The sequence below is a fragment of the Halopseudomonas laoshanensis genome, assembly GCF_008365385.1.
Lineage (GTDB): Bacteria > Pseudomonadota > Gammaproteobacteria > Pseudomonadales > Pseudomonadaceae > Halopseudomonas > Halopseudomonas laoshanensis.
On sequence record NZ_QOVF01000003.1, the window covers coordinates 482,932 to 493,978 of the forward strand.

Genomic DNA, 11,047 nt, shown 5'->3' on the forward strand with positions numbered 1-11,047 from the left:
ATAAAGGGGGCATCAATGAACGAAAGCAGCGGTCAGACAAAACCTGGCGGTTCATCAGAAAAGATCTTCTGGTTAGTCCTGCTTGCCGCCGCCGGTACCTTCGCCCTGACCATGGGTGTGCGCCAGACCATGGGGCTTTATCTATCGTCAATGAATACCGCCACCGGTCTGGGCATTGGCAACATCAGTCTGGCGTTTGCTTTTGGGCAGCTATGGTGGGGGTTAACGCAACCCTTTGCCGGGGCAGTAGCAGATCGTATCGGTACCGGGCGGGTGATCTGTCTCGGGCTGCTGCTGATTGTTGTTGGAACGGTGATCACCCCGCTGATGACCTCAACGCTGGGCCTGATACTGGCCATCGGTATATTGGCTGCCGGGGGCGCCGGCATGGCTGGCCCTTCGGTATTGATGGCGGCGAGTGCCAGGCTGGTGCCTGAAAACCGACGCGGCCTGGCGACAGGTATCGTCAACGCCGGCGGCTCCTTTGGGCAGTTTGCCATGGCCCCGATTGCCGTTGGGCTGACCGCGACAGTTGGCTGGGCGTCCTCGATGCAGTGGTTGGGTGTGTTTGCGTTGCTGGCACTGCCGGCGATCTGGGTGCTCAAGGGTAACTCCAACGCGATGGCCGCAGCGGCGGCAGCGGCATCAGGCAAAGCCGTGCTAACTGCGCGGCAAGCTTTGCGTCAGGCACTGGCAACGCCAAGCTACTGCTTGCTGGGGGTCGGCTTTATGGTGTGCGGGTTTCACGTGGCGTTTCTGGCAACCCACCTGCCAGGAGTGATCGAAGCCTGTGGTATGCCACCCGCCGTCGGTGGCTGGGCACTGGCTATGGTAGGTTTGTTCAATATTGTCGGTAGCCTTGCCATAGGTTGGGCGGTGGGCAAGTGGCGCATGAAATCACTGCTGTCTCTGATCTACATGACACGCGGCTTTGCGGTGCTGGGATTTCTGTTTGCGCCCATGACGCCTGCCACCATCCTGATTTTTGCTGCCGTGATGGGGGTCACTTTCCTCTCTACCGTGCCGCCGACCGCCGGTTTGGTGGCCAAGATGTTTGGCACGGCGAATATGGCCATGCTGTTCGGCGTGCTGATGCTCGCGCATCAGGTTGGCGGCTTTATGGGCGCTTATCTGGGTGGCTATGTGTTCGAACTGACCGGCAGCTACAACTGGGTCTGGTACGCCGATATTGCATTGGCAGTGGGAGCCGCGGTGGTGCATATGCCCATTCGAGAAAAACGCCCTGAATTGGCTGGCGCTGGTCTTGGTGCCTGAATGACCGGTCGATCAGTCGGTTGACAGGCCTCCTGCTCAGGGTAATGCCGTGAGCAGGCGGTTGCCTGGTGCGTGCGCTGATTTACTCGGGCTGGTCGCCTTCGCCTGCCCAGCCCCCGCCTAACGCGCGAAACAGATCAACCTCACTGGCCAGCTGGTTCAGCCGGTCGGTGATCAGTTGCTGGCGAGCGGTGAAGAGCTGGCGCTGCGCATCGAGCAGGGTCAGGTAGCTGTCTACGCCACTGCGGTAGCGGCGTTCGGCGATCTGGAAGTAGTCCTCACTGGCGTCGAGCAAGCGCTGCTGCGAGGCGACCTGATCTACATAGGTTTCCCGTGCGGCAAGGCCGTCAGCCACTTCGCTGAAGGCGATCTGGATGGCTTTTTCATACTCGGCTACGCGCACATCACGAATTACTTCGGCGTAGTTCAGGTTTGCCTGCAGGCGCCCGGCATTAAAAATCGGCACACTGATGCTGGGTGAAAAGCTCCAATACTCTGAGCCGCTGTCGAACAAGCCTGACAGCTGGCTGCTGGCGCTGCCGGCATTGGCGGTGAGGCTGATGCTGGGGAAGAAGGCCGCCCGTGCGGCGCCGATGTTGGCGTTCGCGCCGCGCAGGGCGTACTCGGCCTGGAGGATGTCCGGGCGTTGCAGCAACACATCTGAGGGCAGGCCGACCGGTACCTCGGCGAGCAGGTCTGTGTTCAATTGCGGGCGCTCGGCGGGCAGCACCGGTATGCGCTGGCCTATCAGCAGCGCCAGAGCGTTGCGGTCCTCGGCCACCAGCCGGGTGTAGCGGGCCAGGCTGCTGCGCGCGTTTTCCACCGCGGTGCGAGCCTGGGTCAGCTCGAGTGACGAGGCGATGCCGACATCGAAGCTGCGCTGGGTCACCCGCAGGCTCTCATCATAGGTCTTCAAGGTGTCCTGGGTAGCTTCCAGCAAAGCCTGATCCGCCTGCCAGAGCAGGTAGGTATTGGCCACGCTGGCGATCAGACTGGTCTGCACGCTGCGCTGTGCGGCCTCGGTGGCCAGATATTCTTCCAGTGCCTGTTGCTGCAGGCTGGCGACTCGGCCAAACAGATCGACCTCCCAGGCAACACCGAGTGTGGCGCTGTATTGGCTGGTGATGCCGCTTTGCGTGGTGCCGCTGAGGTCCGACGGTGTACGCGTGCGGCTACCGGCAGCGTCGGCGCTCAAGCTGGGCAGCCGGTCGGCGCTCTGGATGCGGTACAGCGCGCGGGTGGCTTCCACATTCAAGGCGGCCACGCGCAGGTCGCGGTTATTTTCCAGCGCTACCCCTATCAGATTGCGCAACTGCGGATCGCGGAAGAAGTTTTGCCATAATGGCGGCGCGACCAGCGCTTCGTTGGAGGCGGTGGCGTAGGCCTCACCCCGCGGCCAGCCGCTGGCTACCGGAGATTCCGGGCGGTGGTAGTCGGGTATCATTGAGCAGCCAGCCAGCGCCAGAATCAGGCTAGCGCCCGCCAGGTTTCTGGCCATCAGAATAAGCTTCATGGCGCGACCTCCTGGGTGGTCGACTCGGTGTCATCGGCCTTGGCTTTTCTGCCGCCGAACAGCGATGAAATCATTACGAAGAACAGCGGCACCCAGAAGATCGCCAGCACCGTGGCGGTGATCATGCCGCCGATCACGCCAGTACCGATAGCATGTGAGCTGCCGGCTCCCGCGCCGCTGGCCAGGGCCAGGGGCACGACGCCGAGGGTGAAGGCCAGCGAGGTCATGATGATCGGTCGCAGACGCATGCGGCAGGCTTCCACGGCGGCGTCAAACAGGCTCATGCCCTGCTCGTGCAGATCCTTGGCAAACTCGACGATCAGAATCGCGTTCTTCGCCGTCAGACCGACGGTGGTCAGCAGTCCTACCTGGAAGAACACGTCATTGGTCAGGCCGCGGCCCAATGTGGCCATCAGCGCACCAATCACACCCAGCGGCACCACCAGCATCACCACCAGCGGAATTGACCAGCTCTCGTACAACGCTGCCAGACAGAGGAATACCACCAGCAAGGACAGCGCATAAAGCATCGGCGCCTGATCTCCGGAGATACGCTCTTCGTAGGAAAGGCCGGTCCAGGCCACGCCGATACCTTGCGGCAACTTCTGGGCGATCTCTTCTATCGCCGCCATGGCGTCGCCGGTGCTGTAGCCGGGCGCGGCCTCACCCATGATTTCCATCGCAGCGACACCGTTGTAGCGCGACAGCTTGGGTGAGCCGTAGATCCATTCACCACTGGCGATGGCATTGAACGGCACCATCTCGCCGCTGCTGTTGCGTACAAACCATTTGCCCAGATCCTCGGGGCCCATGCGCGCGCTGGCCTCGCCTTGCAAATACACGCGCTTGACCCGGCCGCGGTCGATGAAGTCGTTGACGTAACTGGAGCCCCAGGCAATCGATTGGGTGCTGTTCACTTCGGCAAGTGACACGCCGAGCACGCGAGCCTTTTCGTCGTCCACGGTCAACTGATATTGCGGCTCGTCCTCCAGGCCGTTGGGGCGCACAGCCATCAGTGCGGGATGTTGTGCGGCCATGCCGAGCAGTTGATTGCGCGCCTGCATCAAGGTGTCGTGACCGACCCCGGCATTGTCCTGCAGGAACAGGTTGAAGCCGGTGGCGTTACCCAGCTCCATCACCGCGGGGGGGGCGAAGGCGAAAACCATGGCATCACGGTAAGTGTTGAATTTCGCCTGCGCCCGTTCAGCCAGCGCAAATACGCTGAGCTCGGGGTCCGTACGCTCATCCCAGGGCTTAAGGCCGATAAAGGCCATGCCCGAGTTCTGCCCGCGGCCGGCAAAGTTGAAACCGGTGACGGTAAACACCGAGTTCACTACATCGCCTTCTTCGTTCAGCAGGTAATCGCGCATGGTGTCGATTGTCTGCTGGGTACGTTCGGCGGTAGAGCCGGCTGGGGTCTGCACCTGGGCGAAGAGCACGCCCTGATCCTCGTCCGGCAGAAAAGCCGTGGGAATGCGGGTGAAGAGCACGGCCATGACCGCGACGATGACAAGATACAACAACACGTAGGGCGTCTTGCGCTTGAGCATGCTGGCGACGCCACGCTCGTAACGGCCGACGCCGCGATTGAAGGTACGGTTGAACCAGCCGAAGAAACCGCGTTTCTCATGGTGGCCGCCCTTGGGGATCGGCTTGAGCATGGTCGCGCAGAGCGCTGGGGTAAAGATCATTGCCACCAGCACCGAGAGCGTCATCGCCGAGGCAATGGTGATCGCAAATTGGCGATAGATCACCCCGGTTGAGCCACCAAAGAAAGCCATGGGGATAAATACCGCCGAGAGCACCAGGCCGATACCCACCAGCGCACCCTGAATCTGATCCATCGACTTGCGCGTCGCTTCCACCGGCGACAGGCCCTCCTCGGCCATCACGCGCTCGACGTTCTCGACCACCACAATGGCGTCATCCACCAGCAGACCGATGGCCAGCACCATGGCGAACATGGTCAGAATGTTGATGGTAAAGCCGAATACCGAAAGCACACCGAAGGTGCCAAGAATCACCACCGGCACCGCCAGCGTCGGAATCAGCGTGGCGCGGAAGTTCTGCAGGAACAGATACATCACCAGGAACACCAGCACTACCGCTTCGAGCAGGGTATGCACCACACCTGTGATCGACGCTGACACAACCGGCGCGGTTTCATAGGGGTATTCGACCTTCATACCGGGCGGGAAAAACGGCTCCAGATCGGCAATGGTCTGCTTGACCGCCGCAGCGGTGTCCAGCGCGTTGGCACCGGTGGCCAGCTTGATCGCCAGACCGGAGGCCGGCATGCCGTTGAACTGGGCGGAAATATTCGCGTTCTGCGCGCCCAGTTCGACGCGGGCGACATCTTTCAAACGAACTTGCGAGCCGTCTGGATTGGCTTTGAGCAATATCTCACGGAACTGCTCCGGACTTTGCAGGCGGGTTTTGCCGATGATGGTTGCGCTTAATTGTTGCCCGGGCACGGCTGGCAGACCACCGAACTGGCCGGAGGAAATCTGTACGTTCTGCGCCTGAATCGCGGCGCTGACGTCGGTGGGCGTGAGCTGGAAGTTATTCAGCTTGGCCGGGTCCAGCCAGACGCGCATGGAATAAGGCGCGCCGAATACCTGGAAGTCGCCCACGCCATCCGTCCGCGATACCGGGTCCTGCAGGTTGGAAATGATGTAGTCGGCCAGGTCGTCGCGGTTCATGCTGCCATCGGTGGAGACAACGCCGATGACCATCAGGAAGTTGCGCACCGACTTGGTCACGCGGATGCCTTGTTGCTGGACTTCCTGCGGCAGTAGTGGTGTAGCGAGCTGCAGCTTGTTCTGCACCTGCACCTGAGCGATGTCCGGGTCCACGCCCTGGTCGAAGGTCACGGTGATTTCCATGCTGCCGTCGGAGTTGCTGGTCGAGCGGATATAACGCAGACCATCAATACCGTTCAGCTGCTGTTCGATCACCTGAACCACTGTGTCCTGTACCGTTTGTGCAGATGCGCCGGGGTAACTTACCGAGATGCCTACCGCCGGCGGGGCGATACTCGGGTACTGGTTGACTGGCAAACTGAGCACCGCCAGGCCGCCAGCGAGCATGATCACCAGGGCGATCACCCAGGCGAAGATCGGACGGTCAATAAAGAAACGTGGCATGCGGATTATCCTTCCTGGCCAGCGGCAGGTGCGGGCTCAGACACATTGCCTGCCGGCACCACCTTGACTTCGGCGCCAGGTTTGACGAACTGCAGGCCTTCGGTAATCAGCCGATCACCGTCATTCAGCCCTTCGCTGATCAGCCAACGATTACCCACCGTGCGTTCGGTGCGTACTTCGCGCAGCTCGACGATATTGTCGGCGTTGACTACCAGCGCCGTGGCCTGGCCTCTGGGTGTACGGGTAATCCCTTGCTGCGGCGCCAGAATGGCCTCCGAGCGGGTACCGGCAACCAGTTGGGCGTGCACGAACATACCCGGCAGCAGCATATTGTCCGGGTTGGGGAATACTGCGCGCAGGGTCACCGAGCCGGTGCCGGCGTCGACCGATACTTCAGAAAATTCCAGCGTGCCCTGATGCGGGTAAACGCTGCCGTCTTCCATTTGCAGGGTCGCCTGGGCCGCGTTGTCACCGGCCTTCTGCAGGCGACCTTCGTCCAGATCACGGCGCAGCGCCAGCAAGTCGCGGGCGGGTTGGGTTACGTCCACATAGATAGGGTCCAGCTGCTGAATAGTCGCCATTGCTGCGGCCTGGCCGTTGTTCACCAGCGCGCCTTCGCTGACCGCCGAGCGGCCGATACGCCCATCGATGGGCGCTCTGACCTGGGTATAACGCAAATCGATCTCGGCACGCTCCAGCGCGGCCTGGGTTTGCAGGCTGCTGGCGCGGGCTTCGTCATACTCCTGGCGGCTCACCGCGTGATCTTCGATCAGTTGCTCGTAACGGTCGCTGAGCGCTTTGCTGGATAAATGGGCGGCTTTTGCGCTGTTCAGGGCGGAGCGGTAGACCGACGCATCGATCTGGTACAGCTGCTCACCAGCCTTGACTTCGCTGCCCTCCTCAAACAGACGCTTCTGGATGATGCCGTCTACCTGGGGGCGCACTTCGGCCATGCGAAAGGCCGCCGTTCGGCCTGGCAGGTCCGTCGTCAACTCAAAGGGTTCGGCCGCCAGCGTCACCACGCCTACTTCCACAACTTGCGCTGCGTCGGGCTGCTCGGCAGCCGGGGTGTCCTGCTGCCCGCAGGCGCTCAACAGCCCAATGACCGCCAGCAGTGGAAAGAGCGCGGTCCGCGCAGAAATCGGGCTAAGCATGAAAAAAATCCTCGAAGGATGCAGTGCGTGTACTGGTGGCCAGAAAAAAGTCAGGCCGAGTTGATGGGTAATATACTTACGTACATGAATGTTTGTAAATACCCATAACATTAGTTAACATAAATCGCTTGCGTGGCAGCCCCGGTAAATCAGGCTACACGAGCATCAATGATGACTGGATGACAAAGCAGATGGTAAGGCGGACGAAAGAAGAGGCGCAGGAAACCCGGAACCAGATACTGTCCGCGGCGGAGCTGTGCTTTTATCGCAAGGGTCTTTCGCGCACCTCGCTGGCAGAGATTGCCACTGCGGCCGGGGTGACGCGCGGCGCCATTTATTGGCACTTTCAAGACAAATCCGAACTGGTTGGAGCGCTGCTCGAACGCGTCAACATACCCTTGCAGCCGCTCAGTGAAGCCAGCCGCAGCCCCAACGAACCCGACCCTCTGGGGCGCCTGCGTGATTTGTTGGTCACCGTCTTCCGCCGCGCCGCGACTGACCCGGAGGTACGCCGCGTCAGCGAGATTCTATTTCACAAATGTGAGTACACCGAAGATCTCGGTAACCTGCGCCAATGGATGCAGGACTTCCGCCGGGAATATAACCACAATATTGAGTTAAGTCTGGGCAACGCGGTGGCCAAGGGGCAGTTGCCTGAAAAACTGGATTTGGTAGTCGCCAGCCGCTGCGTTCACGCCTTTATTACCGGCGTACTGGATCAGTGGTTGCTGGTGCCGGTGGGCCTGGATCTGGGCGCCAAGGCGGAAACCCTGGCCGACGGTATTCTGGATATGTTGCGGTTGAGCCCTGCGTTGCAGACGGCCTGAGCGGCCGCAGCTCTGAAGCTTTAGCAAACGCCAGCGTGCTGGGCTTCAATGGTCTGCAGGTAAGCGACCATGGCATGAATCAATTCCATCCGCAGTACGCGCTCCCGGTACTGATTATTTTCCTGCAGTGATTGCAACGCCCCGACCGGGATGTTGAAAAGCACGTAGCTGATCGTCTTCAGCAGCGCGGTGTCCAGTTTGGGCATGCGCAGTTCCAGTACCTTTTCATAGTTGGCCAGAATCGATAGCCGCAAGTCGGGCGCGCCTTCAATCTTGCTGCCCAGGGAGTTGCTGATGATGACCAGCATCTCAGGGTAGGTATCGACATATTGAAAGTATGGCCGGGCCAGGCTTTCGATTACCGCCTGAGGGCTCATATCGCGCCACTGAGCTGATGAAATCTGGTCAAGTTCGCGGGTAATGCCGTTCATTGCGGTGAGATGACGCTGACACAGGGCATCTATCACTGCGTCTTTATCCGGAAAGAAATGATACAGCGAGCCGATCGAGGTCTGGGCCCGTTTGGCCAGCTTGTGCATCGTCAGCTCACCCGGTCCCTCCTCCCATAACAAAATCGCACAGGCATCCAGCACCGCCTCCACCCGCGCACGGCCCCGTGTTTGCTGGGGGGTGCGGCTGGTTTTGCCGGGCGGTTCATTCTGGATGGATGTTCTGGTCATGGGCAGTATCTGCGGATCGCTGAAAAATCAGCTCGGAGCATAGAGTATCGGGCAAGCAGCGACCAGTGCGGAAGCGTTGCCCGATATGACCAGTCTCACCTGTGCCAAGGCACACCATCGCGTAGATAGCGACTGATATTGCGCCGTTACTGCTCCAATTCCCGGCGCATCGCTGCATCCGAGTAAGCCACGCCATAACGCTTGCGGGACCAGGCATACATGCCCAGACCGAGCAGCATCCAGCCGGCAAACACCACCCATTCCACTGGAAGTAAGGCCGCCGGGCTGCCGGGCATGTACAGAGTGATCATCCCGAGAGAGGCAATCAAGGCAATGCTGCCGACCAGCATGCCCGCCGGTACCTTGAAGGGGCGATCCAGGTTCGGCTCTTTCCGGCGCAGCGCCAGGAAAGATAGCGCGACAAAGAAGTAGGCAATGACGATACCCAACCCACCGGCATCGACCAGCCAAACCAGTGCCGGGCGGCCGAAGAAGGGTGCGATGCTTGATAGCACACCGATCATCAGGATCGCATTCACGGGGGTTTTGTATTTGGGGTGCAGTTTGGCCAGGAACGCCGGGAGCATGCCCGAATGCGCCAGGGCATAAATGGCTCTGGAGCCTCCGATATAGAACGCATTCCAGCTGGTGATGATCCCGGCAATCCCGGCAAATACCATCAGTTTACCGGCCCAGGGTGCGTTGAATACCGCTTGCATTGCATCCGGCACGGCCAATGAACTCTGCGCCAGCGCAGCCGGTGTCAGCATCATCGAGGTACCGAAAATGATCAGCGCGTACCAGAATACCGCCATCAATACCGACAACATCAGCACGCGGCCGATTTCCCGGAAGGGTAGATTGATCTCTTCGGCCGCCTGCGGAATCACGTCAAAGCCAACGAACATGAACGGCACCATGATCATCACCATCATGATGCCGCCCACCACGCCGTTCTCTACACTGAACAGCGGGTCCATGGTCGCGCTGTCACCAGTAAACATGGCGCCGGTGATAAACATGATGCCCACGACCAGAATCAGCAGTGTCACCACCTTCTGCACCAGCGCCGCCATGCGAATGCCCAGGTAGTTGATCCACATCATCACCAGTGAGCCGACGACCCCGACGGCGACCCATGTTGCCTCCACCTCCCAGCCGGCGACGGTCCACAGATGGCCGACTGAATAATTGGGGAACAGATGCTCGACTACTGTGGGCAATGCCACCGCCTCGAAAGACACTACGCTGATGTAACCGAGCACGATGCTCCAGGTACAGAGAAAGGAGGGGAAATGCCCCAATGAACGATAGCTATACACATGTTCGCCACCCACCTGGGGCATGGCCGAAGCCAGTTCCGCATACGTCAGGCCCACCAGCAGAATCGCGATGCCGCCAACCACGAAGGCGGTGATAGCGCCCAAACTGCCGGCAGACTGAATCCAGGATCCGGTCATCACAATCCAGCCCCAACCAATCATCGCGCCAAAAGCCAGGGCGAGTACGTCCTTGCGCGCGAGTACGCGCTCGAACTTGACCGCTACAGGATTACTCATCGGCGACATCCTTTTTGTTATGTTGCGTCGTGGTGAAAGTGCGCGCTTACTATCAGGATAGACTATCGCCATGGGTTCAACGTTCAGGACAAGGGGAATAACCGGTGCTTATTTTACGAACGATGGCTGTTGTCGTTGGCATGCTGTTGGCGTCATCCGCCTGGGCGTCGATGCGCTGTGCGGACGGCATTCTGAGCACTGCGGAAGACATCCAGAGCGTACTGAGCAAGTGCGGTGAACCCGACAGCCGCGCCCGCGAGCCTGCCGAAGTGGATGGTTATGGCGCACTGGTACCCAACGCGGTGCCGGTCGAACGCTGGGTCTATGGACCGCAGAACGGGATGTACTATCACTTGCGCTTTGTAGACGGACGTCTGGCGCAGGTGCGCAGTCGTCGCTCTCCGCAATAAGCTCTCCGGGGGTCGTCAAGCTTCGGCTAAGCTCAGGTAAGGCTCAGCTTCCATCCAGTTCATGAGGAGACGCAGCATGGAGCAATTCACTGGCGGTTGCCTGTGCGGCGACGTTCGCATCCTGGCGTCGGGACGGCCCTATCGAGTTGGGATTTGTCACTGCCTCGATTGCCGCAAGCATCATGGCGCGCTGTTTTACGCCTCGGCGGTGTTCCCGGCAGAGGCGGTAACGATCGAGGGCGAAACCCGCGACTATGCCGGAAGATTCTTTTGTCCCCGTTGTGGCTCCTCTGTTTTCGCGCGCAGCGATGACGAAATCGAAGTGCATCTGGGTTGTCTGGATAAACCTGACCAGCTGACGCCTACCTAGGAAAGCTGGGCTATTCGCCGTGAGTCATGGTTGCCGACCTTTCCGTTGGCGAAGAGGTATCTGCGTGATCGGGAAGGGACGGGGCGGTCTGAGAGTTAAGCTTGTATGGCTGA

Annotated in this window: 8 protein-coding genes and 1 pseudogene; 4 read left to right on the top strand and 5 right to left on the bottom strand. The window is 60.1% G+C overall.

The genetic code is table 11. The annotated features are described in order from the left end of the window. Positions 1 to 15 precede the first annotated feature (15 nt). Complete coding sequence (locus DT594_RS13050) at positions 16 to 1,275, top strand: MFS transporter (RefSeq protein ID WP_149333060.1); 1,260 nt, start codon at positions 16 to 18, stop codon at positions 1,273 to 1,275. 82 nt (positions 1,276 to 1,357) lie between these two features. On the opposite strand, the gene DT594_RS13055 is transcribed toward DT594_RS13050, so the two are convergent. From DT594_RS13055 to DT594_RS13065, 3 genes are read right to left on the bottom strand one after another with little or no spacing between them, the layout of a single operon-like run. Then, positions 1,358 to 2,773 (bottom strand): efflux transporter outer membrane subunit, encoded by a 1,416-nt coding sequence (locus DT594_RS13055; protein ID WP_149333161.1) that lies wholly within the window; start codon positions 2,771 to 2,773, stop codon positions 1,358 to 1,360. Between the two features lie 11 nt (positions 2,774 to 2,784). Beyond that, a complete protein-coding gene (locus DT594_RS13060; protein ID WP_149333061.1) occupies positions 2,785 to 5,934 on the bottom strand; it encodes an efflux RND transporter permease subunit in 3,150 nt (1,049 codons plus the stop codon). Positions 5,935 to 5,939: 5 nt separating this feature from the next. Next, on the bottom strand, positions 5,940 to 7,088 hold the full coding sequence (locus tag DT594_RS13065) for an efflux RND transporter periplasmic adaptor subunit (RefSeq protein ID WP_149333062.1): 1,149 nt from the start codon (positions 7,086 to 7,088) through the stop codon (positions 5,940 to 5,942). Between the two features lie 191 nt (positions 7,089 to 7,279). Between DT594_RS13065 and DT594_RS13070 the strand changes: the two genes are divergently transcribed. After that, positions 7,280 to 7,915 carry a TetR family transcriptional regulator gene (locus DT594_RS13070; RefSeq protein ID WP_149333162.1) on the top strand — a complete coding sequence of 212 codons (636 nt, stop codon included), beginning with the start codon at positions 7,280 to 7,282 and terminating at the stop codon, positions 7,913 to 7,915. A gap of 20 nt (positions 7,916 to 7,935) precedes the next feature. Here the strand turns inward: DT594_RS13070 and DT594_RS13075 are convergent, their stop codons facing one another. Together DT594_RS13075 and DT594_RS13080 are read right to left on the bottom strand one after the other, a co-directional pair. Beyond that, positions 7,936 to 8,595: a TetR/AcrR family transcriptional regulator gene (locus DT594_RS13075; RefSeq protein WP_149333063.1), complete on the bottom strand. Its 660-nt coding sequence runs from the start codon at positions 8,593 to 8,595 to the stop codon at positions 7,936 to 7,938. 146 nt (positions 8,596 to 8,741) lie between these two features. Continuing rightward, positions 8,742 to 10,154: an APC family permease gene (locus DT594_RS13080; RefSeq protein ID WP_149333064.1), complete on the bottom strand. Its 1,413-nt coding sequence runs from the start codon at positions 10,152 to 10,154 to the stop codon at positions 8,742 to 8,744. A gap of 104 nt (positions 10,155 to 10,258) precedes the next feature. Here DT594_RS13080 and DT594_RS13085 point away from each other — a divergent pair, with 104 nt between their 5' ends. Both DT594_RS13085 and DT594_RS13090 read left to right on the top strand, forming a co-directional pair. After that, complete coding sequence (locus tag DT594_RS13085; RefSeq protein ID WP_246164634.1) at positions 10,259 to 10,564, top strand: DUF2845 domain-containing protein; 306 nt, start codon at positions 10,259 to 10,261, stop codon at positions 10,562 to 10,564. Positions 10,565 to 10,640: 76 nt separating this feature from the next. After that, positions 10,641 to 11,033: pseudogene (locus tag DT594_RS13090) on the top strand (GFA family protein). The last annotated feature ends 14 nt before the right edge of the window (positions 11,034 to 11,047 follow it).

Coding starts and splice junctions, on each gene's coding strand:
- DT594_RS13080 (WP_149333064.1), bottom strand. CDS start 10,154: ATGAGTAATCCTGTAGCGGTCAAGTTCGAGCGCGTACTCGCGCGCAAG.
- DT594_RS13070 (WP_149333162.1), top strand. CDS start 7,280: ATGGTAAGGCGGACGAAAGAAGAGGCGCAGGAAACCCGGAACCAGATA.
- DT594_RS13055 (WP_149333161.1), bottom strand. CDS start 2,773: ATGGCCAGAAACCTGGCGGGCGCTAGCCTGATTCTGGCGCTGGCTGGC.
- DT594_RS13075 (WP_149333063.1), bottom strand. CDS start 8,595: ATGACCAGAACATCCATCCAGAATGAACCGCCCGGCAAAACCAGCCGC.
- DT594_RS13065 (WP_149333062.1), bottom strand. CDS start 7,088: ATGCTTAGCCCGATTTCTGCGCGGACCGCGCTCTTTCCACTGCTGGCG.
- DT594_RS13050 (WP_149333060.1), top strand. CDS start 16: ATGAACGAAAGCAGCGGTCAGACAAAACCTGGCGGTTCATCAGAAAAG.
- DT594_RS13060 (WP_149333061.1), bottom strand. CDS start 5,934: ATGCCACGTTTCTTTATTGACCGTCCGATCTTCGCCTGGGTGATCGCC.